This is a genomic window from Nostoc sp. DedVER02, from assembly GCF_034530675.2.
Classification (GTDB): domain Bacteria; phylum Cyanobacteriota; class Cyanobacteriia; order Cyanobacteriales; family Nostocaceae; genus Nostoc.
In genome coordinates, this window is sequence record NZ_JAVRCP020000004.1 from 175,615 (window position 1) to 202,142 (window position 26,528).

Annotated in this window: 28 protein-coding genes and 3 tRNA genes; 8 read left to right on the forward strand and 23 right to left on the reverse strand. The window is 42.3% G+C overall.

All coding sequences use genetic code 11. The features are described 5' to 3' along the window. Positions 1–21: 21 nt before the first annotated feature. The 3 genes from RMZ41_RS07690 to RMZ41_RS07700 form a co-directional block, all read right to left on the reverse strand. Positions 22–1,347, reverse strand: coding sequence for a nitrate/sulfonate/bicarbonate ABC transporter ATP-binding protein (locus RMZ41_RS07690; protein WP_322645372.1), 1,326 nt, complete (start codon positions 1,345–1,347; stop codon positions 22–24). Positions 1,348–1,638: 291 nt separating this feature from the next. Continuing rightward, positions 1,639–2,337 (reverse strand): SAM-dependent methyltransferase, encoded by a 699-nt coding sequence (locus RMZ41_RS07695; protein ID WP_322645371.1) that lies wholly within the window; start codon positions 2,335–2,337, stop codon positions 1,639–1,641. A 46-nt stretch (positions 2,338–2,383) separates the two neighbouring features. After that, positions 2,384–2,929 carry a dual specificity protein phosphatase family protein gene (locus tag RMZ41_RS07700; RefSeq protein ID WP_322645370.1) on the reverse strand — a complete coding sequence of 182 codons (546 nt, stop codon included), beginning with the start codon at positions 2,927–2,929 and terminating at the stop codon, positions 2,384–2,386. Between the two features lie 168 nt (positions 2,930–3,097). Here RMZ41_RS07700 and RMZ41_RS07705 point away from each other — a divergent pair, with 168 nt between their 5' ends. Next, entirely contained in the window at positions 3,098–3,418 is a 321-nt protein-coding gene (locus tag RMZ41_RS07705; RefSeq protein WP_322734354.1) for a hypothetical protein, read from the forward strand. Here the strand turns inward: RMZ41_RS07705 and RMZ41_RS07710 are convergent. Continuing rightward, the gene (locus RMZ41_RS07710; RefSeq protein WP_322645368.1) at positions 3,382–5,643 is read right to left on the reverse strand and encodes an FdhF/YdeP family oxidoreductase; all 2,262 of its coding nucleotides are present in this window, start codon (positions 5,641–5,643) and stop codon (positions 3,382–3,384) included. The two genes, RMZ41_RS07705 and RMZ41_RS07710, sit on opposite strands and share 37 nt — an antisense overlap. 634 nt (positions 5,644–6,277) lie before the next feature. Between RMZ41_RS07710 and RMZ41_RS07715 the strand changes: the two genes are divergently transcribed. Together RMZ41_RS07715 and RMZ41_RS07720 are read left to right on the forward strand one after the other, a co-directional pair. Further along, complete coding sequence (locus RMZ41_RS07715) at positions 6,278–6,985, forward strand: class I SAM-dependent methyltransferase (protein ID WP_322645367.1); 708 nt, start codon at positions 6,278–6,280, stop codon at positions 6,983–6,985. Positions 6,986–7,318: 333 nt separating this feature from the next. Next, positions 7,319–7,675 carry a VOC family protein gene (locus RMZ41_RS07720; protein ID WP_322645366.1) on the forward strand — a complete coding sequence of 119 codons (357 nt, stop codon included), beginning with the start codon at positions 7,319–7,321 and terminating at the stop codon, positions 7,673–7,675. Between the two features lie 45 nt (positions 7,676–7,720). Here RMZ41_RS07720 and ssuD read toward each other — a convergent pair whose 3' ends face one another. The 3 genes from ssuD to RMZ41_RS07735 form a co-directional block, all read right to left on the reverse strand. Next, entirely contained in the window at positions 7,721–8,857 is a 1,137-nt protein-coding gene (gene ssuD, locus RMZ41_RS07725) for an FMNH2-dependent alkanesulfonate monooxygenase (protein ID WP_322645365.1), read from the reverse strand. Positions 8,858–8,874: 17 nt separating this feature from the next. Beyond that, positions 8,875–9,921: a sulfonate ABC transporter substrate-binding protein gene (locus RMZ41_RS07730; RefSeq protein ID WP_322645364.1), complete on the reverse strand. Its 1,047-nt coding sequence runs from the start codon at positions 9,919–9,921 to the stop codon at positions 8,875–8,877. Between the two features lie 122 nt (positions 9,922–10,043). After that, on the reverse strand, positions 10,044–10,799 hold the full coding sequence (locus RMZ41_RS07735) for a dienelactone hydrolase family protein (RefSeq protein WP_322645363.1): 756 nt from the start codon (positions 10,797–10,799) through the stop codon (positions 10,044–10,046). A 200-nt stretch (positions 10,800–10,999) separates the two neighbouring features. On the opposite strand from RMZ41_RS07735, the gene RMZ41_RS07740 reads away from it, so the two are divergent. Then, positions 11,000–11,425: a VOC family protein gene (locus RMZ41_RS07740; protein WP_322645362.1), complete on the forward strand. Its 426-nt coding sequence runs from the start codon at positions 11,000–11,002 to the stop codon at positions 11,423–11,425. Positions 11,426–11,683: 258 nt separating this feature from the next. On the opposite strand, the gene RMZ41_RS07745 is transcribed toward RMZ41_RS07740, so the two are convergent. Then, complete coding sequence (locus RMZ41_RS07745; RefSeq protein WP_322645361.1) at positions 11,684–12,970, reverse strand: hypothetical protein; 1,287 nt, start codon at positions 12,968–12,970, stop codon at positions 11,684–11,686. Positions 12,971–13,175: 205 nt separating this feature from the next. Here RMZ41_RS07745 and RMZ41_RS07750 point away from each other — a divergent pair, with 205 nt between their 5' ends. Then, positions 13,176–13,655 carry a hypothetical protein gene (locus RMZ41_RS07750; RefSeq protein WP_322645360.1) on the forward strand — a complete coding sequence of 160 codons (480 nt, stop codon included), beginning with the start codon at positions 13,176–13,178 and terminating at the stop codon, positions 13,653–13,655. Between the two features lie 83 nt (positions 13,656–13,738). On the opposite strand, the gene RMZ41_RS07755 is transcribed toward RMZ41_RS07750, so the two are convergent. The 10 genes from RMZ41_RS07755 to murA form a co-directional block, all read right to left on the reverse strand. After that, positions 13,739–13,810: transfer RNA gene (locus RMZ41_RS07755), tRNA-Gln, on the reverse strand. Positions 13,811–14,053: 243 nt separating this feature from the next. After that, on the reverse strand, positions 14,054–14,851 hold the full coding sequence (locus RMZ41_RS07760) for a WecB/TagA/CpsF family glycosyltransferase (protein ID WP_322645359.1): 798 nt from the start codon (positions 14,849–14,851) through the stop codon (positions 14,054–14,056). Between the two features lie 381 nt (positions 14,852–15,232). After that, positions 15,233–15,481, reverse strand: coding sequence for a hypothetical protein (locus RMZ41_RS07765; protein WP_322645358.1), 249 nt, complete (start codon positions 15,479–15,481; stop codon positions 15,233–15,235). 31 nt (positions 15,482–15,512) lie between these two features. Beyond that, a tRNA-Leu gene (locus tag RMZ41_RS07770) sits at positions 15,513–15,596 on the reverse strand. A gap of 99 nt (positions 15,597–15,695) precedes the next feature. Continuing rightward, positions 15,696–16,817: an alpha-hydroxy acid oxidase gene (locus tag RMZ41_RS07775; RefSeq protein ID WP_322645357.1), complete on the reverse strand. Its 1,122-nt coding sequence runs from the start codon at positions 16,815–16,817 to the stop codon at positions 15,696–15,698. An 81-nt stretch (positions 16,818–16,898) separates the two neighbouring features. Beyond that, positions 16,899–17,807 (reverse strand): hypothetical protein, encoded by a 909-nt coding sequence (locus tag RMZ41_RS07780; RefSeq protein WP_322734353.1) that lies wholly within the window; start codon positions 17,805–17,807, stop codon positions 16,899–16,901. Positions 17,808–18,061: 254 nt separating this feature from the next. Then, positions 18,062–18,940 carry a M48 family metallopeptidase gene (locus tag RMZ41_RS07785; protein ID WP_322645355.1) on the reverse strand — a complete coding sequence of 293 codons (879 nt, stop codon included), beginning with the start codon at positions 18,938–18,940 and terminating at the stop codon, positions 18,062–18,064. Positions 18,941–19,406: 466 nt separating this feature from the next. Continuing rightward, positions 19,407–20,081 carry a type 1 glutamine amidotransferase domain-containing protein gene (locus tag RMZ41_RS07790; RefSeq protein ID WP_322645354.1) on the reverse strand — a complete coding sequence of 225 codons (675 nt, stop codon included), beginning with the start codon at positions 20,079–20,081 and terminating at the stop codon, positions 19,407–19,409. Positions 20,082–20,126: 45 nt separating this feature from the next. After that, the gene (locus RMZ41_RS07795; RefSeq protein ID WP_322645353.1) at positions 20,127–20,447 is read right to left on the reverse strand and encodes a putative quinol monooxygenase; all 321 of its coding nucleotides are present in this window, start codon (positions 20,445–20,447) and stop codon (positions 20,127–20,129) included. 567 nt (positions 20,448–21,014) lie between these two features. Beyond that, on the reverse strand, positions 21,015–22,382 hold the full coding sequence (murA, locus tag RMZ41_RS07800) for a UDP-N-acetylglucosamine 1-carboxyvinyltransferase (RefSeq protein WP_322645495.1): 1,368 nt from the start codon (positions 22,380–22,382) through the stop codon (positions 21,015–21,017). Between the two features lie 409 nt (positions 22,383–22,791). On the opposite strand from murA, the gene RMZ41_RS07805 reads away from it, so the two are divergent. Beyond that, positions 22,792–22,873 (forward strand) — tRNA-Leu (locus RMZ41_RS07805). A gap of 68 nt (positions 22,874–22,941) precedes the next feature. Next, a complete protein-coding gene (locus RMZ41_RS07810; RefSeq protein WP_322645352.1) occupies positions 22,942–23,727 on the forward strand; it encodes an RNA methyltransferase in 786 nt (261 codons plus the stop codon). Between the two features lie 54 nt (positions 23,728–23,781). On the opposite strand, the gene RMZ41_RS07815 is transcribed toward RMZ41_RS07810, so the two are convergent. Continuing rightward, entirely contained in the window at positions 23,782–24,042 is a 261-nt protein-coding gene (locus RMZ41_RS07815) for a hypothetical protein (protein WP_322645351.1), read from the reverse strand. Positions 24,043–24,225: 183 nt separating this feature from the next. Beyond that, positions 24,226–24,651, reverse strand: coding sequence for a thioesterase family protein (locus tag RMZ41_RS07820; protein WP_322645350.1), 426 nt, complete (start codon positions 24,649–24,651; stop codon positions 24,226–24,228). A gap of 230 nt (positions 24,652–24,881) precedes the next feature. Here RMZ41_RS07820 and RMZ41_RS07825 point away from each other — a divergent pair, with 230 nt between their 5' ends. After that, positions 24,882–25,034 (forward strand): element excision factor XisI family protein, encoded by a 153-nt coding sequence (locus tag RMZ41_RS07825; RefSeq protein WP_409874916.1) that lies wholly within the window; start codon positions 24,882–24,884, stop codon positions 25,032–25,034. A 19-nt stretch (positions 25,035–25,053) separates the two neighbouring features. Here RMZ41_RS07825 and RMZ41_RS07830 read toward each other — a convergent pair whose 3' ends face one another. The 3 genes from RMZ41_RS07830 to RMZ41_RS07840 all read right to left on the reverse strand — a co-directional run bounded on the left by RMZ41_RS07830 (position 25,054) and on the right by RMZ41_RS07840 (position 26,413). Next, positions 25,054–25,266 (reverse strand): histidine phosphatase family protein, encoded by a 213-nt coding sequence (locus RMZ41_RS07830; protein ID WP_322645348.1) that lies wholly within the window; start codon positions 25,264–25,266, stop codon positions 25,054–25,056. A gap of 26 nt (positions 25,267–25,292) precedes the next feature. Beyond that, positions 25,293–25,598, reverse strand: a complete 306-nt coding sequence (locus RMZ41_RS07835) for a histidine phosphatase family protein (RefSeq protein ID WP_322645347.1) — start codon at positions 25,596–25,598, stop codon at positions 25,293–25,295. 80 nt (positions 25,599–25,678) lie between these two features. After that, positions 25,679–26,413, reverse strand: a complete 735-nt coding sequence (locus RMZ41_RS07840) for a DUF1995 family protein (protein WP_322645346.1) — start codon at positions 26,411–26,413, stop codon at positions 25,679–25,681. Positions 26,414–26,528 lie beyond the last annotated feature (115 nt).

The window sequence follows — 26,528 nt, forward strand, 5'->3', positions numbered from 1 at the left end:
CCAATGACAAATGACCAATGACTAATGACTAATGACTGCTTGTTCTAAAAAGATTTGGCCTGATGGCTCATCGTAACCGTATATTTCGGCGTAACGACCCCAATCAACGACGGTTTGTAATTGTAGCTCGGCTTCTTGGCGGCTAAAGTGAGTTTCTAGAATATCTAAAACTAATTCTTCGGGAATACGTTGATTATTTTTCGCTTCTAATAGACGATAAATTTGTTGTACTAAGCGAATATAAGTTAGAAGTTGCGATCGCACAATTTGTTTACGTTCATCAATACTACCGTTAATAAATTCTTGCGCGATCGGTTTGAGACTAATATCGCCTTCTGCAAGTTCTACAAAATCCATTAATTTTGCAGCTTCTACAATGGGTAAAATATCATCTACTTCTAGCTGCAATTCTTGGGCTAGTCGATATAAGTCTTTTTCTTGACGATCTTCCAATAGTTCCAAAAGACCGGCTACGGAACCAATTCGCACGGCTGGCAAGGATTGATACTTTGGTTGTGGTGTTGCTACTTGTACAGAAGTAGTGGCTGGTGGCTGAATTGTCTCTAGTTCGGGGTTGGTGATAATTGTATAAACTCGATCTACTAGGGCTTGAAAACTTGGGTGTTTGCGATCGCGGTAATGGGGTAAAGTCACAGGTAAGTCAGCACGGATTCTCCCTGGATTGCGTCCTAGAACAATAATCCGATCCGCCATAATCACCGCTTCTTCTATACCGTGAGTGACAATTAAAACGGCTTTAGTGGGTATGCGACGTTCCAACCACAAATCTAATAATTCAAACCGCAAGTTTTCTGCCGTCAGCACATCCAAGGCTGAAAACGGCTCATCCATACATAATAGTTCTGGTTCTACAGCCAAAGCCCTAGCAAATCCCACACGCTGACGCATTCCCCCCGAAAGCTCTTTAGGATAAGCATTTTCAAATCCATCTAAACCAATAATATCAATCATCTTCAGCGCCTTTTGCCGTCGAGGTTCAGGCGATTCTCCTTTGGCTTTTAAACCCAGTTCTACATTCTCTAGTACAGTTAACCAAGGATAAAGAGCAAAACTTTGAAAAACAATCGCTACCCCAGGATTTAAACCAACTAGGGGACGATCGTGATATAAAATCTCACCTTGACTAGGGGCAATTAACCCAGCAACTATTCGCATTAAAGTAGATTTTCCTGAACCCGAAGGCCCCAGCAACGCAACTATCTCTCCTGGACGCAACTCAAGATTGATATTTTCTAAAATGACTATTTGCTGTCCATTCGGTTGCTGATAAGATTTTATGACACTTTTCAGGGCAATTAGATGTTCAGTTGCTTTGTTAAATACCACAATTTTTCTTATAACGAAATCATTAAATAGAATCTCATGTTGAGGTTATCTTTTAGTTAAAATTGACTAAATCAATCTCATCAACAGTTGCAGTGCTAGCGGCAGGTTGCGCCAATGCGAGTATAGCAACGGACTGGGGACTGGGTGAAAAGTCTTTTCGTGTCTAAGTTTCATTATCTATTGATGTCCTAACCAAGTTTAGTTTTGCTGTATAATGCAAAACATCACAGTTATCAAAGACTTAACCTTCTGACCCCTTCTTGCATGGGGAAAGGGGAAATTCAAAGCCTCTCAACTTTTCATATCAATATTTCTTGTTATCTTTAACATCTTGTTTCCACCAGGTTGTAGTTCATATTCAACCTTTTGAATATCTATTTTGTAACCTTTTGAAGTGTAGTATTTAACTATTTCATCTAAATGTTGTGAATGTTTCCACATTAAAGTTATCAGGGGAAATATCCTGACTTCTTTAGCTATACGTAGCATTTCCTCTATAGAATTTAGATGAAAATCGTAATCGAGATGATCGGAATATAGAAACAATAAATGCGAACAAAGAGCTATGTCAAACTCTTGATTTTTAAATGCCAATTTTGGCAGTTCCCCGACAGAGTATCTGTTGCTCTTTTTGCCAGCTTCGTAATCAGATAGAAATTCTTGAATGACTTTGACGCGATTGTGTCGTAAATCGTCTGGAGATTTATGATAGCTCCATACCCAATCATTCGATGTAGCCTTAACTTGGTTAATAATGTTATCTACCACTTCATTAAATCTTTGCAATATTTCATCACCGGAAAATTGGTATAGCGGATCAACAGAAACTACACTTTTACCTTGACGGGTTATTTCTGCATTAAAGCTTGCTGGCCCGTCACCAATCCCAATAATTTTTTTATTTAAATCTGCATCTGCTAAGTTGAATATTTTTATATATTCATCCATTGACCTTCCAAAGGGAACTACTTTATCTAGAACCATTGCCATAGAATTTACCTCGTAAATAGACTGACTAAACAGGATAATAGCGAAATCAAAAGACTTTATCCATTGCTCCCCGGCAATTATTCAAAAGCAAGTCAAGTTCTTTTGCAACTTTCAAAGGATTTTTACCTCTAAACACAGCAGCTAATGCAGCCTCATAAGGATTTCTACCTGTTCTTTTGACAGCAGCGATCGCAGCTTGATTTGATAATCCTCGGACACTAACTAGCCATGCTGCTAACACATGTCCAGTACGTCCAATTCCACCAGAGCAGTGGACAACGACTTTCTCATTTTGTTTATCTGCTTCTATCAAAAAAGGAAGTATTTTCTGGGTGAGGGTTTCTAAATCACATAGATGGAAATCTGCAATGGGTTCCCAACAAACTAGTTGATTACCAAATTCCTGTTTGTAAGTATCTAAAAGATGAGAGTAATTAGCTAGCTGTCGTTCATCAATAAGGCAGCAAACTCGCTTGATATTTTGACACTTCATGAAGCCTATCCAATCCTGAACCTGATTGTTAGTGTATCCAGGTCGGGCAGCCCCAAAAACTATTTGCTCGTTCTCCCAAGCTGAGGCAAATTTATACATCTTTAACTATCTAATATGATGTCCGCTTCATTGCTTATTAAACTCGAAGAACCCCACCCCCAACCCCTCCCCGCTTGCGGGGAGGGGTTGGGGGTGGGGTTCTTTTCTTATGGGTAATTTGACGGACATGATATAACTTCTGAATCTTGAAAGTTGCTCTTGGCTATTATGTGCATAACTATTGGTTCAGAACACAAGTCCGTTGGTTCAGAACACAAGTCCGTTGTGGCAGAATGCAAGTCCGTTGTGGCAGAATACAAGTCCGTTGTGGCAGAATGCAAGTCCGTTGTGGCAGAATACAAGTCCGTTGTGGCAGAATGCAAGTCCGTTGTGGCAGAACACAAGTCCGTTGGTTCAGAACACAAGTCCGTTGGTTCAGAACACAAGTCCGTTGGTTCAAAACACAAGTTCGTAGCGATGTCTACGACGGGCTACGCCTACGCAAGCGATCGCTACTTTCCATACACTAGCACCGGAACCCGTTTGTAAGCAGGCGTACCGGAGCGCGTTTCCGTTCTAGCTTTAAAAATGACATTCACTTCTGGGTAAAACATCAACGCCGCGCCTTCCCGCACAGCACCGTAAATCACTTCCACGTTATCTAGTTTATCGGCATCACCTTGGACTGTGACGCGATCGTGTTCCGCTAACCCAATCTTTTCTGCATCTATGCGGTTCATCAAAATGCAGTGACGATGGGGCATTCCCCGGTAGCGATCGTCAATTTTGTAAACCACCGTGTTGTGTTGGGAATAGCTGCGTCCTGTCATTAATGCCAGCACGAGACTGTTTGCAGGTTGATCCATGCCAAAGTCTTTAGCTTCGGGTAGAGTCAGATTTGGCAGTGGCGTAGTAAACATTTTTGCCTTGCCTGACTGCGTTTTGAAGTGGGGTTCGGTGACAATGCGCCCGGAGATGGTGAACTCTTCTTTGGTGTCGTCAATTGTCGCAATTTTTTCATAACCAGGAATAGTTCTGGCTATCAGTTGCCGCACATAGCGAGTATCTTGCAGTTTGCGCCATTCGATAGGATAATCGCCCAGCAACCGATGCGCCAGTTCAGTTAAAAACTCAACTTCGGAAATTATATCTGCATCTTTCAGGTGAGTTGTACCTTCATCATTGAGGCGCACAAAGTTGTTACCCGATTCAACGGTGGTTTTGTGGGGGTTTTCAAATCGGTTGAGGACGGGAATGATGATTGTGTTTGTTTTTGCCAATCCGTTAAAGTGCCCAATGTTGGGCTTAGTTGCGAGATAGATGATGGTATCGATGTTACCCAATGCCCGTTTTGCCTGTGCCGAGTCGGGATTAGCACCATAGAGATTGCCGCCGACACACATTAAACTATCCACTTTGCCCGCTTCTGCCGCTTCGATCAGGTCACGAGTGTGATAACCCTTGGGTAGGTTCAGCGATCGCCCCAACAACTTCTCCAACGCCTGCTTGATCTCTTCTTTGAGCTTCACAGTTACGCCCATTGAGCCAAAGCCCTGCACGTTGGAATGTCCCCTCACGGGCATAACTCCGGCTCCCATTTTGCCAATTTGACCGCAGATCAACGCTGTATTGGCAATGCTGTAAACGTTATCGACACCATTTGTATGTTGCGTTATTCCCATTGCCCAACCAAAGACCACACCTTTTGATGTGCCGATGATGGTTGCTGCTGTTTCAATTTCTGCTTTGGACACACCACAGGTAGTAGTGATGGTTTCCCAGGAGAGCGATCGCGCCTCCTCTAATACTGCTTCCCATCCTTCGGTGTGTGCTTGCAAAAAGTCGTGCTGTACAAACCCTTGTTCAATTAACGCTTTCTGGATACCAACGAACAGTGCCACATCACTACCGGGAATTGGCTGAAGATATAATGAAGCAATGTCAGAACCAGGAATCAGAGATTTAATCGGGAATGCAGGAGAGCCAAACTTAACCAATCCAATTTCCATCACGGGATTGATGACAATCACTTTGCCACCCTTGTCTCGCAGTTTGATCAACTCATTCATCAAACGCGGATGGTTAGAAGAGCAATTTGCACCTGTTAATACCACACAATCCGCTTGCTTCAGGCTTTCCAGACTGACGATTGACGTATTTGTGCCAAACATCTCTTTGAGTGCAACTGTAGAAGGGGCATGGCAGAGATCCGAACAATCTGCCAGATTATTGGAACCGAGGGTTCGCAGTTGCAGTTGTAATAAAAATGCCGCTTCGTTGGAGCCGCGCCCGGAACTGTAGGATGCAACTCGCTCTGGTGGTTTCTGAAAAGCAGCCGTAGCGATCGCATAAATTTCATCCCAGGAAATGCGCTCATAATGGTCGCTACCTGCTCGTCTAATCACCGGGAAGCTGAGTCTTCCCAAGCGATCGGCTTCCATAGACGATAGTTGTTGTAGCTCTGTAATTGTGTGCGAATCAAAGAAGTGGACTGGAACGGGAGGTTGGATTTCGGCTGAAATTGCTTCCACACTTTTCATGCAGCGTTGCAGTTTCTCGCCAGTTTCATTTGTGAATCCACCTTTTTGTCCACCAGTGCCCCAAGAGCAGGATAGGCAAGCACTGTGGTGGAGCAGGGTTTTCCAGAGCTTTGTACCTTCCGGCGATAGCGTGTGCTTCGCCCAATACTCAATTACAGGCAATCCACCGCCAATCTCTGGGGTTTGATCGTTGGTTTCGTGGAAGGGTGGTTGGGATTGGGAGTTAGTATCCATGTAGCTACGGAGACAAATTGCTTCATTTTGTACAACCTAGCGTAATTTCTAGATTCTTGTCAGCTTTTAGCGATCGTGGGAGGGAGGGGGCAGGGGGGCAGGAGGCAGGGAGCAGGGGGCAGGGGAAAAAGGGAAAGAAAAAATGTAGTTCCTGTAGTTCTGCTAGTTGTCTGAGTTGTTCCAGAGTTTTTACTTGCGCTTAGAGAACAAGCAGAAACAGCCAAAGTTAAGCCAAGTCCTACTGCAAATAATAGGGAAAAAGCGTGGATTCTTTGCTGTTTAAACTTTTGGAAACAGGCAAAAACCATATCCAAAAATCAGCTTGAAGAGAACTTACTTAACATGTTTACTCGGCTTTTAGGGGTAAATATAGCAAGGGACTGAGGACTGGGTGAAAAGTCTTTTTGTGTCTAAGTTTCATCATCTGTTGAAGTCCTAACCACCAAGGCTTGTGCTATGAATATCATATTTCAGCAAACTTACAGCAATCAGCGATAAGTTTACTGATTTACCGTATAATTATAGAATGCTAAAAATATCACACAATCAAAGCTAAAATGCAAGTTTATTCGCTGAAGAAACTGAAAGTCATAGCAACGTCAAATCTAAACTCAATCGCATCGGAAGGGATGCAATGACAGATGATATTCTTCAACAACAGATAGAGTACTATCGTGCTAGAGCCAATGAATATGATGAGTGGTTTTATAGGAAAGGACGCTACGATCGCAGTGCAGAAATAAACCAGCGCTGGTTTAACGAAGTAGCTGCGATCAAAAATACATTACATCAAATTGGCGTAGTAGATGATATTTTAGAGTTAGCATCTGGAACAGGGATCTGGACGCAGGAGCTTTTAAGGATCGGTAAAAAGGTTACTGCGATCGATGCTTCTGAAGAAATGATTGCAATTAATCGCTCAAAGTTAAATTCACCGAGTGTTGAATATCACCTAACTGATTTATTTAGTTGGCAACCTGACACGGAATATGATTTGGTGTTCTTTGCTTTTTGGCTTTCTCATGTACCGCCAAAATTACTCGATTCATTTTTGAAGAAAGTCTATCAATCTGTTCGCATTGGTGGACAATTATTTATCATTGACTCTTCCTTTGAACCGACATCCACAGCTAAAAATCATATCCTTGAAGACGACGGAAACATATATAAAACCCGTAAGTTAAATGATGGTCAAGAATTTAAGATTGTCAAAATTTTTTATCAGCCGAATGAACTTCAGGATAAGCTAAAAAAAGCAGGCTTTCAGGTTGAGGTAAAAGTGACAGATAACTATTTTATTTACGCACAAGGAAAAAAATTTGAAACAATTCGTAATCGGTAAAGACGCTTGTGGACTCGCTAACGTAATTATTTAAACTACAAATTATATTTCACTAATTCAGTACGAGCTAAATGCTATCTCCTGAAACTAAGTACTGATGCAAAATTTATGTATATATATATGTTATAGCTATACAGATGACTGATGTAGGGCTAAAGGAGTAGAAATGAAATGTATTTTGATTAACAGCGAACAACGTTATCAAGAGCTAAGTGAACAGAGAGTTTAAGACCTTTTTCAAGTTGAAGATAGGCTATTTCTCGATCAATCTTAGTAAGTATGATTGCCGAGTAAGCAAAATAAAGTATACTAGCTGCTAATAGACAGTTTGCAATGCAAATTCTTAAAGTACTAACCAGAGTCTATCTTAATCCGGTAGATTTGGATGAGGCGATCGCTTTCTATGAAAATCTGTTTACAGAAAAATGTTGGTTGTGGTTTCAATATTCTGAAGCTGAGTTGGAACTTGCAGGTGTGGGTTCTATTCTTTTAATTGCTGGTTCACCAGAAGCACTCTCTCCATTTAAGGGTACACAGGCAACATTTCTCGTAGACTCACTCAATGATTTTAGAGAAGCACTGACTCAGCAAGGTGCAGTAATTCTGACGGAACCAAATAAAGTTCCCACTGGAATTAATATGCGAGCAATGCATCCTGATGGAACTATTATTGAATATATTGAATTTTGATGAGTAGTTGTAGCTGTTTTAAAAACTACTAATCTCCAGTCACTTTTACACAGGTTGGGATCTGAGTAAATCTGTTTTGGTAACAAATTCACTAAATGTACTTGTAACTTCCTGCGCTAATGCCAACCCAGGAGTTTCTAATGGTAAGCGGGGAAACAGTGATTCTGCGACTCGATAGGCTTCTTCAAGATGGGGATAACCGGAAAAAACAAAGGTATCAATTCCTAAATCTGCATATTCCAGTATTCGCGCTGTAACGGTGTCTGCATCACCAACTAAAGCAGTACCAGCGCCTCCACGTACCAAGCCGACACCTGCCCATAAGTTGGGGCTAATTTCTAAGTTTTGGCGATTACCATTATGTAATTGTGCCATACGTCGTTGTCCTTCTGATTCAGACTCAGCAAACCTCTGATGGGCAACAGCTATGGTTTCATCATCCACATACTGAATCAATTCATTAGCTGCATCCCAAGCTTTTTGCGTAGTTTCCCGGACTATAACGTGCATCCGAATCCCAAAGCGGACTGTTCTACCTTGTTCTGCGGCTAATTGGCGTACCTTTGCAATCTTTTGGGCAACTTGATCTGGTGGTTCACCCCAAGTTAAATAGACATCGATGTGTTTGGCAGCAACTTGGAGAGCAGCATTTGAAGAACCACCAAAATATAATGTAGGGTAAGGCTTTTGTACGGGAGGAAATTGGAGTTTTGCCCCTTTAACTTTCAGATGACGACCACTATAGGTTACTTCATCACCTTGCATGAGCGATCGCCAAATTGTCAAAAACTCGTCTGTGAGTTCATAACGCTGATCGTGATCTAGGAAAATCCCATCTTTTGCAAGTTCTTTGGTGTCTCCACCAGTGACAACATTCAGAATAATTCGACCGTTAGAAATCTGATCAAAAGTAGCAGCCATCCTCACAGCCAAAGAAGGCGACATAATTGCCGGACGAAAGGCTACCAAAAACCGTAAGCGTTCCGTAACTGAAATTAACGAACTAGCTACAATCCAGGTATCCTGTTTTTGACCAGTACCAATCAACATTCCCCCATAACCCAATTTATCAACAGCTTGGGCAATTTGCTGCATATAGGGATAAGTGGCTGGTCGCCTGCCGATTTTAGTACCTAAATAACGCTCGTCTCCCTGTGTCGGTAAATACCAAAAAACTTCCATTTTCCTATCTCCTGGCGCTATTTCTGACTAATGGTTTCCGGTGTTATGGCTGCATATTGTTCGCTAGTCAGCATCGCTTCCTTAATATTAATGGGTTTAGGAATCACTTTTTCTTTGGCAAACAAATCTGCAATCTTCTGCTGTTTTTCCATGATTTCAGGTGTAATTGGTCTTAACCCGTAAGTTCGTCTTCCAACCATTGTTGTTAAAATATCTTCATCAATTTTGAGGTGAGGAATAGTCAGTTTTACAACTTCTGCTCGGTTTTTCTCAGCCCATTGCCCTGTGTTATCTATCTCCTCAAGAACTAATCGCATTAATTTCGGGTTTTCTGTGGCGAATTTTCGCGCTGCCATGTAGTATCCGCCCTGAGTAGAAATGCCACTAGCATCTCGCAAAACACGAGCATTTGCTTTTTTTTGGGCCACGGCTAAATAAGGGTCCCAAGTTACCCAAGCATCTATTTTGCCTTGAATAAAAGCATCACGAGCTTCTGAAGGAGGGAGGCTAATAGCTTGAATATCATTATATTTTAAACCAGCCTCTTCCAAAGCTTTTATTAATAAGTAATGGGAAGCAGAACCCTTTTGAAAAACTACTTTTTTCCCTTTGAGATCGGCTAAAGTGCGAATCTGTGAATTATTTTGAACGATAATCCCGCTTCCTTTACCAGTACTGGGTTTATTACTAGCAACATAGACTAAAGATGTGCCAGCTGCTTGGGCAAATATCGGCGGAGTCTCGCCTACAGAGCCAATATCAACCCTACCCACATTCATCGCCTCCATCAGTTGTGGCCCGGCGGCAAATTGCGCCCATTCCACGGAAACACCTAAAGGCTTTAGACGTTTTTCGATCAATCCTTTAAGTCTGAAAATATCCCCGGAACTTTGATACCCCATTCGGACAACTTTAGTTTTCAACTCAGTAGTTTGATTTGCTGAATTTGGGGTTTGAACTGAGCAACTGATTAAGGTTGTTGAGATTGTTAATAATCCAGGTAAAAGGAATAGTGAAAAACATTGGAAAATCTTAAATTGTGGCTGTTTGAAGGCAGGAATCATGGAGGTAGTACTTTGTTTTTTAATTTGCTTTTGGACTTATTTGGCTAATATTTGCCTATAGTTCAGTCGTAGAGGCGCACATCTGTGCGCCTCTAGTGTTGTATTGCTCGTAACCTAAAGATTTATACTTTTTGAAGCTGAAGGTTTTTTTGAAACAGTTCTTGAACGTGTTTCCAAGCATCAGCAGCAGCTTCGGCATTGTAGCTGGCGCGATGGTTGCAGAAAAAGCCATGTCCTGCGCCAGAATAACGGAAAATAGCATGGGTAATCCGATATTTCTTCAATTCAGCTTCAATTTGTTCCGTCTGTTCTAAGGGGATTCCTTGATCGTCAAGGCCAAAGAATGCATAGATTGGGCCTTTAATATCGGGAGTGCGAGTGATTGTTGGTTCTCCACCGCCGGGAGTTGAGTTGGGGATACCGCCACCATAGAAGGAAGCTGTAACTTTAATATCTGGTAAGGTGGCAGCTAGATAAACAACATGACCACCAAAGCAGAAACCAATGGAGCCGATCGCATCTCCTTGGACATTTGGTAGAGTTTTCAGATAAGCGATCGCAGCTTTAATATCACTCAATATTTCTTCTGCTGTTGTCTGTTCCTTATACTCTCTCCCTAGCTGGACATCTTGAGGGGTATATCCACCCTCAAAACCGGGGGCGGTGCGTTGAAATAAAGTCGGTGCGATCGCCACATACCCATCTTTAGCAAATTTCTCCGCAACTTCCCGAATGTGAATATTAACCCCAAAAATTTCCTGAATCACGATCACGGCTGGGAAGGTTCCCTGTTTTGCGGGTTCAGCTAAATAGGCATCAATTTGCAAATCTCCGTTAGGGACTTTAACTTGAGCAGTGCGAATTTCTGTGTTTGTCATCTTAGAGATTAGCCTGTAATTGCTTTCAGGACGAAATTTTTATGGTAAGTTTTGCACAAAACTACTTAAAGTGTATTGATTTACCGTAGTTTACAGAGTAGTATTTCACAAACAACGGGCAAAGGCAAGTCCTTTGATTTAGATACTGCAAAAAGTGATTGTAGCGTTGTCAAATTTCACTCAAACTAGGAGAAAAATTTATGACACTCAAAGCAGTTCATCATATTCAAGTAACTTATCCTCTCGAGGTAGAGGATGCAATGCTGTCTTTCTACAGCAAAATTTTGGGATTAGCTGAAATTCCCAGACCTGAAATAGTCAAAAACGATTCAGGAGCGTGGTATAAGTTGGGAGACATTGAACTGCACATTAGTACAGAGAAAAACGCCAATAACCAAGCATCTAGACGACATTATTGTTTCCAAGTTGATAACTTGAATACCTTTGAGGAACATCTAAAAAAATATGCGGTAGAAATTATTCCCGATCAAAGGCCAATTCCAGGATGTGTGCGGTTTTTCATCCGCGATCCCGGTGGGAATCGAATAGAGATTGCAGAGTTCGTCAAGAGTACTTTTGTACAGCTACAAACAGAGGAGTTGCTATTAGACATCTCCAGAAATTAAATTTATGCAATTTCTTAACTCTCTGCTCTCCGTGTCTCTGTAGTTAAATAAAAGACTTTTTAACCACTTCACCCGGATTTCTCACTGATGCTCAAAGCCTGTGCCTGTGCAGGGGAGCAGGGGAGCAGAGGAGAGTTATTGTACAAGTTCTTTCCCCTCTGCCCCTCTGCTCCTCTGCCCCTTCCCTCAAGAAGAGTGAGAAATGCGGGTTCAGACATGGAGGGCGCAGAGAAAAAACTTATTGGATGAGCGAATTGCTTATGACTCGTCTAACCGCCGTTGCCATTCAGCATCAATTTGTGCAGAACGCTCAACTTCTTGGTCGAGTAAGTCAGTTTCGCTAGAATACACTAAATCTTCCTTGCCAATGACTTTTTCTGTAGCAAATTGTTGAGCATAGTCGATTTTTTGTTGCAAAGGTGCATCAGGACTTGCCAATACCCTCGATCGAGAAAGGCGATCGCGGTTGCGATCGATAATGTTCCGATTACGCCACCGAATCCAGAAATAACGCAATAACGGGATGCCCAAAAAACCTACCCCGTAAGCCAATAACAGCCAATAAATTCCTTGCACAAAAGCTACCAATCCACCTAATTGGGCAGCAACAGTGCCATCTTTCAACAAACTTCCCAGCACTAAAGCACCAACAAAATTTAGTACCCCCAACCCCGCACTCAACATAATTTGCCCTGAACTTGCAGCACTAAAATGCCAAGGCAATTCCTCCAAGTAGGGCGATATTGAATGACGGCGTTTTTTAACTGCACTCACCTGTAACTCTGGGAAGTAATAAACAATTTGCCCTTCTGGACTTACCGCCGGCTGCCCATTAAATCGTGTTAGAACGGGCAGCATATAATCTTCGTACTCTCTTGTATATCCTTCGCCAATGTCATCCAAATATGGGGCAATTTGTTCTGCTACCACTGCACCACGATTACCTCGAATCACTGTCGCAATTTCTTGCCAGCGACGTTCGTCTAAGTTGGCGTTAGGATTACCATCACCAAACAAGAACGAAAACACAGCTTCAAAGAAATTCAGATCGCTTTTTTCTTGGCTTCCACGTCGCCGTTCCTGGTAGTGAGTGTCATAATTTGGGCTAAGATACCAGAAGAAATTTGGAAAATAGAAGAAACCCCCACCGCCAGAACTGCCCCGATTGTCGCCATTGCGATCGGAATTGGCAGCAGTAATAATCATGAAGATGGTAATAGTTATTAGAGCGATGGAAACAGTTAAGAACACTCCAAAAGAAATGCGAATCAGGTAAAACAGAACACTCCAGACCTTTTTCCACCATTCTTGCAATCGTAACTGGAAGTATTTATTACGCAAAATTGCTCGAAAATTTTGTGGAAAAAGGTAAACTATATCACCTGAATCTGCTACCTGCAAATGTCCCCCAGCATCAGATGCCAGGGCTAACAAGCTTTGATTAGCTTCCGCAACGTTTAATCCTGCTTGAGTTGCCACGTCGCCCACGGTGGCACGGTAGCCCAGTTTTTCCACAGCCTGCATGATGGTGGGATTGGGAGCCATTGCTCTCCCCTCCTGTTGAAATTTATTACTCTTTTATTAAGTATAAAGTTTTATTTTGATCGACTTAGCAAGGGTAAGAATGAAGCATGAAATTATGGAAATTAGATCGCAAAACCGAAATATATAAACCAACAAATGAATTGGCACGCTACATGTTATAATTATTTCCCTCAGCTTGGTTAACCAGCAAATTTTCTCTTCAAATATGGTGCAATATACTCTCGCTCAAAGCCCAGAAATTATCCTTACTGTTTCTGGAAAAGATTCAGCCAAAGCCCGTGATAAAGCAATGGATCAGCTGATGGAACTGATGGATGCAGGTAAGCTACCCACAGAACTAGAAGAAGGATTTGGCCCTCAACAATTAATTGAGGTTAAAGAGTCAACTATTGATACTGCTAGTGGTGAGGATACCATTACCCAAGCTGTGCAGATATTAAGTAACCTGGCCACACTCAAGCTGAAAGTTCAAGAGTCACGAACTGAAGCGCTAGAAATTCGCAAAGCTGTTGATGTTCTGTTCACTGACGATTCGGTGACTGAAGAGGAAATTACTCGACTTAAGGAAGGCTTTAAAGTCCTCAAAAATTTTGCCCAAGCTAATTTGCGTTACCAAGATGCGCGTTCTAAAGCAGAACAGGCTCGGCAAACTCTCGACCAAGCTCTCAAATCACCTGATAAGTAGCATCTCCAGAATCAGATGTGTTGAGATGTATATTTAATATAAAAACTTTAAAAGACAGGTTATTATACCTGTCTTTCGATTCACTGGGGCGCTAGGATTCGAACCTAGGGATGGCGGGACCAAAACCCGCTGCCTTACCACTTGGCTACGCCCCAACAACTTTACTCTAGTTAATATAGCAGTTAATCCTGGGTTTGTGTCAAGTACTTCATAGTTTATTTCAGATAATGGATTTTTACTTTGAACAAGAATTCAGAAATTAGAACTCAAAAGCGGAGTCAGAGACTCCAAAACTCCAGTCAGAATTAGCCTTTTCAAGAAAATTTAAGCCCAAAAAGCTGCCCCTAGCTTTGAATATCAAGGCTAGGGGCAACTAGATTATTTATTTTCACTTTTTTCTAATCCCCAGTCTCGTGAAGGAAGACTGCTGCAATCCGACTTGATGATAGTAGTTGCTTCATAGCCAGCCATATAAATAGTGGAATGGTCTTAGCATAGCGGCCACAAAGTCGGCGCGGTTCTTGAATCCATCGATACAGCCATTCAAGCCCTAAGTCTCGAACTATCCGGGGCGCACGCTTACGAATTCCTGCATAAACTGGGAAAACTCCACCCAGTCCAATCATTACAGCTTGTATTTTACCTCTATGTTGAGCTATCCAATTTTCTTGTTTAGGACATCCCAGTGACACTAAGACAGCGCTAGCACCACTAGAATTAATCTTTTGAACCAAAGCTTCGTCTTCAATTTGAGTCAGGGGACGAAATGGTAGAGGCTCCATCGCCGCAATCTTTATCTGTGGAAATTCCTGCTTTAACCTTTTTTGCATCCTAGAGAGAATTTCTGTTTGGGAACCGAGAAAGAAAATACTCAGATTTTGTGTTTGACTTAGCTGACACAATGCCAGAAAGATATCCATCCCTGCCACACGGTCTTGAGAAGACGCTCCCATTTTTCGCATCATCCATACAAGAGGCATACCATCAGGAGTAACTATATCTGCATTTCGTAATACGGAGGCAAATTCTGGATGCCAATGAGCTTCAATGAGCATGTGTACATTGCCTACATATACAGCTTTACTCTCACGCTTACTCGCCCACTTCAGTATTATTTGTATCTGCTGGTCAAAGCGTAAAGCAGTAATAGGAAAATCAAGCACTTTTTTAGTAGGTAGAAGCACTCTTGCCACCATCAATAACTCCTGTGTCCAAGAAAAAAATCCATAGATTACCTAAAGCAATCCGAATATTAAATAATTCGCATTGGATAACTCCTGATTTTTTGTAGGCTTGTGTCATCATTTGAAGCTAACACGTGGAGGTGCAATTACCTTCTTAGTAAACTTTTAGCTTAATCGGTAATACTAGAATTACTTGCTGTTGTGTCCTAGCTTACTGTTTTAAGCTAAGAATTTCTGATGCTAGTTGACAAAATTCATACTTCCTTCATAATTAATTTTTGATTGGTTCATGCAAACATTATAATTACGAGAAATTTTTATAAAAATTTTATTACTGAGTAAGAATTATGATGTAATTACTTTATATGGAAAAGTATATGGAAAAGCAATATATCAAGCACTTAAGCTGTCGATTTTGATGCGTAAGTATGTACTGAAGAGATAAAAGCCTAAAAAATAAGGGGAAGATAAGCTACCTTCCCCTGTTCTATTATTTTTGTTATTGTCTGGTTTGTTAGCTTCTTTGAGCCTTTGCCGTAACATTTGCCGTTGCTTTTTCAGTTGACGCTTTCTGGCAGAACCACCTCTACCTTTATCATTCCTGCCTTCTTTACGGGGAGATTCCCATCTTTTTAGGCGCATAATTTAACCTCTCTATTTAGTTATTTGGTAGTGGGCAGGAGGAGAATCGAACTCCTATGACCGTAAGGCCGCCACATTTTGAGTGTGGTGCGTCTACCAATTCCGCCACCCGCCCGTTACATCTAACTTAACTATTGTACTCTAGTTAAGGGATTTTGTAACAAGTTTGAAAATTAATTCTCAAACTTTTTCTGGAACAAATTATATATAAGGCTTAAAAGCGTGGCAATATCAATAAACTAGGGTTAATATCCTGTAGGTTGGCACAGCCGCTAAGTGCCATTCCCACATTTAACTCATCTTGTAGTAGTGAGATGACGTGAGATACACCAACTTGTCCTGCTACTGCTAGTCCCCACAGAATAGGTCTTCCTATTAGTACTGCTTTTGCTCCTAATGCTAGAGCTTTGAGAATATCTGTCCCCCTGCGAATGCCTCCATCCAGCAGCACTTCTACTTTACCATCCACTGCTGCTACTATTTCAACTAGGGCTTCTATTGAAGCGATCGCACCATCGAGTTGTCTGCCACCATGATTGGAAACAACAATTGCTTTGGCTCCATATTCTACAGCCCGCACAGCATCATCTCCCCGTAAAACTCCTTTGATGACTAAAGGTAGTGGAGATAAAGATTGCAACCATTCCAAATCATCCCAAGTTACTGCTGGGTTTAGCTGTTGGGCAAAATAGGTAAATAACCCAGATTCACCTTTTTCATGGGAAATATCTAGCCCTGAGATGGTGGCGAGATTAGCCAGATGTAAGTCTGTGGGCAAGGAAAACTCGTTACGTCTATCTCTTTCGCGTTGTCCGAGAACTGGTGCATCTACAGTCAAACAAAGTGCTTTGTACCCTGCTTTATAGGCTTTTTCTACCAAAGCCCTAGTTAATCCCCGGTCTTTATGGATGTAAAGTTGAAACCATCGCAGAGAATCTGGAAATTTATCACAGGCAGTCGCTACTTCTTCAATGCTCTTTGTGGCCATTGTACTTAATACCATACCCACACCTGCTGATGCAGCAGCTAGAGCCGTAGCCACTTCTCCGTCTGGATGGGCTAGACATTGAAAGGCCATTGGCGCAATTAACAAAGGTAGTTGCAGGGGTTGTCCTAAAATGGAGGTAGTTAAATTGCGATCGCTAACATCGACTAATATCCGAGGTCTTAACTTGACTCGCTCAAAGGCAGCACGATTATCTCGTAATGTGATTTCGTCCCAAGCACCACTGCTATAGTAATCAAGGGCCATTTGAGACAGATGCTCTTTTGCTAGCTTTTCGTACTCAAAGAGATTTATGGGTTGAAAGCGATGGTCGTTGGATACAACTGTCATGGTAGAGGCTGTAGGTTAACCAATGGGATGTTTTTTAATCCGATTGTCTGATTGAAGTATTTTTTTAGTAACTGAGTTCTTTTAAAGAAACCTATCTAATAATTCTTCCTTAGATAGTTGCAGTAATAAAGGAGTAAATTCTTCTGGAGATAATGCCAATAAAGCCTCAGTAATTCCTCTTAGTTCCGCATCTAACGAACCAAAGCGAACTCGCAACAAATTTTCTATAACATTACGACGTTCTGCTCGAATTCCTTCTTGAATTCCTTCTTGAATTCCTTCTTGTTTAACTTCTGCTAATTTCTGCTCGTAAATAGGTGATAAGCGCATAATCAAATTTCTATCCTCCTCATCTATATTCTGATTGAATTCTAAGGTAGTCTTTAAATTTAATAATAAATCAATTGCTTTAGAACGTAAGGGATTATTTGGGGGGAGTGCTTCTAGTTCGTCTATCGCTTGTTGCTGGACTCTTCCCTTACCTAAAATTCTTAACCATAGTGTTTCTTCTGTATGCGGTAATTGGTGAATTACTACAATTGCTGTTCTAAAGTAATCGCCTAAAAAATGTACTCCTATTCCCCAATTTTGCTCATCTAGGTTTGTTCTAAAACCATTTAGTACAGATTCAGAAGCCGTGGGTGACAAAATCCACAAACGCGGTAATTCTGATTCTACAATGCGAGTTTTATCACCTTTAGCTTGGCGTTTTACTTCAGCAAAGATATCAAATAACTTATTTATACAACTGCGAATTTCCGCAATTGTCGCCGCATTTCTAAATGGTTCAATTAATGCAGGTTCAGCCGCAAACTTTCCTAACAGCCCTAATTCTATTGTATTCTTTGCCGATTGGGGTGGAGGTACGAAATAAACATCAATCTCTCGAATTTGGGCTGGAACTTTCCGACTGGTTTCCACTTCTCCCAATGGCTGTAACAATTCTTTAAGATAGTCTTTGGCGAACTGGTCGTAAGGAAACCTGGTCAAGTCGCTTCGCTCCAATTAAAAATTAAAAATTATTAATTAAAAATTCCAAGATGCTTTAGGATGAGCCAGCGCTGCGTTATAAGTAGGGGCTTGTACCTAAAATTAATTAAAAATTATTCTTCTTGATTAATTTTTAACTTTTAATTAAAAAAGGTGATTAGTAGATTTTTGGGCTGAACCAGTATTTTACATCACAGTGTAATCGCCCAGACTTTGCCTGAAGAAATTTAGTAATTGCGATCGCATTACTAACTCTACCAGTTTCGCCAGCCACCTTTGGGTGCAACTTCATTACTTGTAGACTTCAATCCATGAGTTTGGATTAAAGATTGATATTCTGTGCTGCTTGCCCAACGGTCAATTTCTCGCGCCCGCAGGACTGGTACTGGATGGGTTAATTGGGCTGTGCGGGCGGTTTTGACCATTTCGCCTAATTCGGTCTTGCTAATGTCATCATAAGCGCGGGCTTGGGCAACAAAGGCATCGAGATTCAGTTGTGGCGCTAAGGTTGGGGAACCACCTGCTAGCTTCATTAACACTGACATGACAACTTTGGGATCTTGGGTTGCTAGTAATGCGGCGCGATCGCAGGTAAACTCAGCACAACGTACCCATTCTAAAAGTTGTGCCTGTATCGCTTGAGCAACAAAGGTTCCGACATTGGGCACAATCGCCGCCGCTAATATAAGTAGATTTACAGGGGTCAAGTAAACGCTATGGTCGCACTTGAGATGACCCAACTCGTGGGCAATTACTGCCTGAATTTCCTCTGGGGTGAGGATATCAATTAGGGATGTGTGTATCACTACAAAGGGCTGCTTACCCCGTACAGCAAAAGTATAGGCGTTGGGAGCCGGATGTTGCCGGACATACAACTGAGGAGGCTCTATATCCAGAATTTCACAAGCGTCTAACAACAGCTTGTATAAATCAGGTAGTTGTTTTTCACCCACCAGAATGCTGGAAGCAATATTTTCTACATAGAAAACCTGCTCTGCCATTGGCCCGAGCCAATTTCGCACCAACATATCTATGCCTGGGATTTGCTTGAGCGTTTTAGTAGCTTCCAGGTCTAATGGATGACGAAATGAGTCAGCTTTTAAACCAATCAGAGGGGTTTTGAAGAATGACATAGTGCAGCAAGCTATAAAAAACACAACTATGGAACCTGGCTGTTTATTTAACCAGCTACCCACAGTTAGTATAACGATTTAACTAGGGCAGGCAGAGGGGGCAGGGGGAGAAAATTTTACTTTGTCTCCCTCGTTCTCCTTATTCCCGCGTCATCAAAGATGAAAAGGGGCAGGGGGCAGGCAGGGCAAACGCATCTTAATTTACTAATAAAAACTAAGAAAGATTTCAAAATGACATAGATAATTGTAAAAATTGATAGAACAATAAGCAAAGTAAATCAAATATTCTCTCAAAACATGAATGAGCTTATTGTCAACTGAATGACTATTTATTAATATTAAGGATCAACAGTCAATGGTCGGCGCGGGGCCGACCGACGCTCAATGTACCAAAAGCTTGACGCAAAGCTAGGTCATTGCAGCGTTTGGTTATGCAGGGGTCAAGCGCCGTCTGAACTATGCTGTGTCAAGCGGACTCTAAGAGCGCGATCATCTTCTCTGCGACGACTTTGGCAGAAGCAGGATTCTGTCCGGTGACGAGATTTCCATCGGCGATGCTGAATGCCTGCCAGGGTGCCCCCTTGTGGAAGAGCGCGCCTTGTTTGGTGAGCGCCGTTTCCAACTCGAAAGGCACATCAGCTTTCGCGTAGTTTTCTTCCTCGTCGTTCGTAAATGAACTGATATTCTTCCCAGCAAGCAGGAGGGTGCCGTTGCTCAACTTGACGTTCAGCAAGGAGACTGGACCGTGACAAACGGCTCCAACAACGGCACCCCGCTCGTACGTCTCTTTCACAACCTTTTTGAGAAGTGGATGCTCAGGCATATCAACCATCGGTGCCAAACCACCAGGCATAAAGATGGCATCGTACTGGCTGACATCCACATCTGAGAGCTTCTTCGCTTTCTGCATTGAGGCCCACCCTTTTCCTACCAAGAAGGCTAAGTTATCAGGGTCGTCAGCAAGATTGAGCGCATCCAGAAACGGCGTATCTCCGGTGAGACTTGCGAAGTCAATTTGGTATTTTGCTCTGTCGAATTCAGCATAAGGATGTGCGACCTCCGGCAGGAAATTTCCCGTCCTTCGGTTGTTCGGACCAATGACGCACGCATTCGATACGATAATGAGAATCTTGTTTGACATAGCTTCTCCTTAGTGCGGTTGTTTTGTTTGGTTAGGGCCAGAGCTTCAAACAAGCTTCTTCACCGATATCACCTCGCGGACTTCAAGATGGGGGATGATCTCTTTTGCGACGATTCTTTTATAGTGTTCTGATTGCCTGTGAGATTCTGCAGCAGCGGTGTCGGTGTAGTGTTCGCAAAGAATGAGTTCGCAAGGATCGCTTTCCGACTGATAAATTGTGTAGGAAATGTTGCCTTCCTCCGCTCTGGTCTTCTCGGCCAGTTCCGGTAGCAATTTCAGAAGCCAGGACATTTCCGACTCCTTAATTCTCCATTTCACGATAACAATCTTTTCCATCTGCTTACCGCTCCTTTGCAAGACAGGCATACTAACACCCCGGTGGCTTGCGAAACAGTTGTCGTGCCGTTCGTGAACGCTTAACCACGACCGAGATGTTCGGCTTTTTTTCGCTGGATAACTATTTATTATACGGAAACTTTTCGTATAATCTTTTTCTAAATATTTCTAAATATTATTAATATATCAAGCATTACAGCTACCTTCTTTCTAGATATACGGAAAATTTCCTTTTTAAACCCTTGTTTCGGATATTATACAGAATTTTTCCGTATATCCACCTTTACAGGATGATTATATGGAATTTTTCCGCGTATCCCTTGGTGTTATATAGAAATTTTCCGTATAAATAACATCCCTATTTTAGATGCATTCGCCCTAAGGGGGCAGGGGAGAAGAACCCATACATAAATTTATTTACTCTGAAGCAAGGACGCATTATTTCTCGTGCATTGCATCTCGAAATAATATTTTCCTTTGAGCATAAATAAATTTACTTGCTCTGAAACCCTTAATTTCAGGTGAAATCCTAAATCCTCCCCCTTGCTCCCTGCTCCCTGCTTCCCTGCCTCTTCAGTCAGTCTCAACCTATCAATTTCAACTTGAAAGGCTAGTGATGCTGGGAGCGATTTCGGCATCTGCTGATGTTTCACCCACACGAAGGATTTTAGCTCCCAATTGCTGCAACTTCACATCAAGTCGATCGTAGCCGCGATCGAGGTGCTGTAATCCTTGAATTGTGGTTTTTCCTTCTGCCGCTAACCCCGCGATAACTAGCGCGGCTGATGCTCGTAAGTCTGTGCCTAATACTGGTGCGCCAGATAATTTTGGTACTCCCCGAACAAAAGCAGCGTTACCCTTGACACGAATATCTGCCCCTAAGCGATTCAACTCTGAGGCATGACGCAAGCGATTTTCAAAGACGGATTCGTTAATCACGCTGTCGCCTTCAGCCAATGTCAGCAAAGACATGAATGGCGCTTGCATATCTGTAGGAAAACCTGGATGGTATTGAGTTTCAATATCCGTGGCCTTGAGGCTTTCTGCTGGCAGAATGTGTAATTGGTCAGGCTTTTCCTCAATTATTGTCACCCCAATATCTCGCAGCTTGGCAATCACTGGTATAAGATGTTCTGGAGCCACTGGTGAGAGAAGAAGTTCGGAACGGGTAATTGCTGCTGACAATAAAAATGTCCCGGCCTCAATGCGATCGGGAATGATACTGTAATCAACAGAATGCAATTTGGGGACTCCCTCAACAATAATCCTGCTAGTCCCCGCCCCCTTGATTTTCGCTCCCATCGCGTTACAGAAGTTAGCTAAATCAACTACTTCCGGTTCTCTGGCAGCATTTTCGATGATGGTTTCGCCCTCTGCCAGGGTAGCAGCCATCATCAAGTTTTCTGTCGCTCCAACGCTGGCTATATCTAAGTAAATCTTCGCACCTTTTAATCTCCGGCTGCTGCCAGGGACGTAGGCGTTACAAATGCCATGCTCAATCTGTACCTCAGCCCCCATCGCTTGCAGTCCTCGCACATGCAAGTCAACTGGTCTTGCCCCAATAGCACAACCGCCTGGTAAGGGCATCTGCGCTACTCCCAATCTGGCAAGAATGGCTCCAATGGCGAAGAAACTCGCCCTCAGTTGGGTAACTAGTTCGTAGGGAGCTTTTGAGGTTTTAATTTCGCTGGCGTTGATATCTAAAATATCGCCTTGTCGGGTTAAACGTACACCCAAAGCCGATAACACCTGACCCATCCGCTCTACGTCCGCTAATAAGGGAACGTTGCGGATACGACAATCGCCCGGACACAGCAAGGCTCCAGCCATGATTACCAATGCTGCATTTTTTGCCCCGCTAATTTTCACATGACCACGCAAAGGATGCCCGCCCCAAATTTGCAAGACTGAGGAGTCTGCTTCTGGAGCAATTTTTGCATCTGGTAAGCTGGTAGAAGGATTGATAAGCCTACCTCCAAAAGTAATACGTAATTTTATATGTTTGAAGTTGGTTTTGATTCTACAGTAAAGATTCAAATTGTCCACGTTTTAGGACAAATTCTTGCATCAAAAAATTGCTTTTTGGGTAAAAATAAAGGCTAAAAGATAGTTATAGCAGGCTTTTTGCGATTTTGAAAAATTTAACAAAAAATCATGAATAAGTAGTAGTTTTAAGCAAAATTAAATACTCAGTAAAATGACTTAAGTATTTTCTAGGAATCAATGCTGTACTGTTCAGCTAATATTTTGATTTGACCTAATTTCCTGAAAAAGTCGTTACTAACCTGAGACTTTTAACGGGTTTTTTGTTTTAACTTGACAAAGGTAAAATTTTAGGCAATAATCAAGAAATTGTCGATAAGCACAAGTGCCAGCGGAACTGGCGGAATTGGCAGACGCGCTAGATTCAGGTTCTAGTGCCGCAAGGCTTCCGGGTTCAAGTCCCGGGTTCCGCATACCAATTTTGGATTTTAGATTGCTAATTTTGAATTAATCTAAAATCCAAAATCTAAAATCTAAAATCGTGTTGACCAGTTTACAAAATTCCCTAGTTAAGCAAATTCGCAAACTCCACTCCACCAAGGAGCGGCACAAGCAGCAGTTATTTTTACTGGAAGGGACGCACCTTTTGGAAGAAGCTTGTGCGGTAAATTACCCATTAGAAACAGTGTGTTGTACTCCAGATTGGCAAGCAGCCCACTCGTCACTTTGGGAAGAAGCTTGTAGTAAAAGCGATCGCACCGAAATTGTCAGCGAGGAAGTATTAAATGCGATCGCTACTACAGTCCAACCAGATGGTGTAGTAGCAACGGCAAAACGAAGGGATAGCCATCAACTACCATTCAATGGTTTAGTCCTAGCTTTAGAAACAGTGCAAGATCCGGGAAACCTGGGTACGATGATTCGCACTGCGGCGGCGGTGGGAGCATCAGGTTTATGGGTAAGCGGAGATAGTGTTGATTTAGACAGCCCAAAAGTTCTCCGAGCTTCGGCAGGGCAATGGTTTCGTCTAGCAACGTCCGTAACCGAAGATTTAAAAGCTACAGTTCAACAAAGTCAACAAGCAGGGATGCAGGTAGTGGCAACTTTACCCAGTGCAACTTTGACTTATTGGGATGTAGACTGGCACAAACCCAGTTTGATTTTATTGGGAAACGAAGGTGCTGGATTGTCGGCAGATTTAGCAGCGATCGCAGATAAACAAGTCAGAATTCCTTTGAGTCCTGGGGTAGAATCTTTGAATGTAGCGATCGCAGCCGCTTTAATGTTGTACGAAGCTCGGCGGCAAATGAGTCAGGAGACGCGATGAATCGCGTCTGTACAAAAGAGACGTGATTCATCGCGTCTGTGCAGGAGTTAAAACTCATGATTTTTCTTGGGTTTTTGTCTTTTCTTCGAGATATTGTTCGATATCAGCAACTGCGTCCTCAAGGGCTGCTAAATCAATAGCGATCGAGTCTTGATCGACTTCGACTTCACTGAAATTAGTAGAATGCAGTTGAGCAAGTTGTGGAATTTCTTCTTCCTCTGTTGAAATTTCTTGTAAGATATCTTCCAACTGATCGAGGGATTGCTGAAACACTTGATCGGCGGCACGGCGCTGTTGTGGCTGAATTGGCTCCATAATATTGACTTGAAAATCCTGATTTACTGACCTAATTTTGATTGCAGCTTCTACAGATTTAAATTTTGCACTTATAACATCATAGTTGTGTATTCTTGAACGTCAGCATTACTGGGAAAAATCAATTATTTCTTTTTCATTAGAAAAATTAAGATTCATTAAATTGCAAATGACAAGCCATTTTTAGGTTGTAACACCTGGATTTTTGATTTGCAAAAATTTGTCTAACATGATACTGGGAATTGGTCGTGGGCGCATTGTCTGTGCATCCACCCAAACCCACAGCGCCTCTGCCGTTACTAACAAATCATCTTGGTTTTGTTTACGAATCTCGTAGCATCGGAAGGCACGAGTCCCGCGCATTTCTTTCAACCAGGTAGTAACTTCCAGGGTATCGCCTGCTACTGCTGGACGTAAATAGTCAATTTCTACTCGCCGCATGACAAATACGCCGCCTACTTCCCGATATACATCCAAAGTTAAGCCCAGGTATTCTGAATGCTCAATGGCTGCTTGTTCGAGATAATTTTGGTAAACGGCGTTATTTACATGCCCAAGGGCATCCATTTCATAGTGTCGGACACGTAGCAGAGTTTTGAACGGTTGCATTGGTTAGTTGGTAGTATGGCAATACTTGTCGGTTAAAGGGAAAAGGGGAAGGGGAAAAGGGAAAGAAAAAACCTTTAACCTTTTCCCCAAATCCAATTCCCAGTTAAAAATGCTTTACCCGAGCAGTATTGGATAGTATGGCACTGTTTTTTACACTTCAGCATAACTAATGCGATCGTCAAAATGCTTCAGAATCAACGCCATTAAATTGCTATGCGTCACGATTGCAATTGTGTTTATTTTTTTCTGTAATACTTCATCGGAATGGTACACAAGAGAATGTAGGCGAGCAACTAGCGGCGATGGGAGTACCAAAGCATGATATTGCAGTCCGGTTTCATCCGCCCTATATCCGGCAGTATACAGATTATGCTGTAAGTTAAAGGCTTGTTATTAAACTACCTATAAAAATCTCATTGGCTCTAGGTGTTTTGCACCATTGAGAAACTGTACGCGATACACATCTGGATTGCTCAGTTTTTCCCATTCAGCATAACCAATGCGATCGTCAAAATGTTTCAGAATCAACGTCATTAAATTGCCATGCGTCACGATCGCAATTGTGTTTGTTTCTTGCTGTAATAGTTCATCAATTACAGCTATGCCACGCGCCATAGCAATACGACTTGACTCACCACCATCTAGAATAAATCAAGATTGGTAAATGACTCAGCCAATCGCTCACGCCAATCATCAAGCGGTGTTGCACACAGTACGCGCTCAATAAGTCGATTATCAGTCTCAATTGAGAGGCTCAGACGTTCAGCGAGTGGAGCAATTGATTGATATGCTCTCATAAATGGACTCGAGATAACCCGCTCTATCCCCAAACCGAATAACAAATCAGCAAGAGCCATCGCTTGGAGATTGCCTTCTGATGTAAGAGGCGCGTTAGGTTCCTGTCCAACTGCTTGGCAATGTCGCACAATATACAGTGTTTTCAGCATCAAGTTTCTGTTTTGAGAAATAAAAAACTCAAAATGAGGCAGCAGACGCTCGAGTTTCCTCCTGCTACCTCTACCTTCCGCTAACTACTCAAAGCCTTTAAAAAGCGTTGCAAACTTTTAAACACATTGGGTTTTTTCGCAGGTGCAGTGTCCGTTGTTGTTTGCGGTTGTCCTTTTAAAAAGATCAGATCCAACTCATCACCCGATGGTTTTGTGGGTAATTCGGCAATTCTTTGATATTCGCCGCCAGTTTCTAGCCAAACTTCCCACTGTCCTGGGTAGGAGCGATATAAGGCACTTTGATCGTCTATGGGGCGCAGATAATAACAGGATTCAATGGTATTGATTAAACGCAGGCGAATTTGTCTTGCTGCATAACCAATGCCTACAGTTCCAGAATCTTCTAGACGGGGATTTAAAAAGACTACAGGGCGATCGCCTATTACTTCACACAACTTTTCCACCTGCGGTACTTCTACGGAAGTGGGAGCAATGAATAAGAAAATTTCATCCTCTGGCTGAATTTTTGTTTCCAAGGAAGCAGTCCTTCCCGTACCAATATCTACAATTTGAAATGGTGCGTCAGCCCAATTGCGGCGGGCTAGGGCGGCAGCACCAGCGTCAGCAAAGAAAATCTTCAAACGGGAATCATAATCCGTAAACACGGGCAAAAATTGTTCCGCCACGGGCATAAACTTGAGTTCTGGGAACAGGAACTCAACCTGCAAGCGAGTACAACCATCTGCAAGGGCAGCTTGGACAGCTACACGAGATTGGGCGATCGCATCTTCAAGACTGTTAGGAAGTTCACTCATAGTTTATGATGTCGCTTTAGCATTATTCCTATTGTTTCAGTATTGGCTCTGATTGAGTAGTCAGACGACGAGGATCAACTAAACATGGATGTCAGAATCAAGATGACAAAAAAGC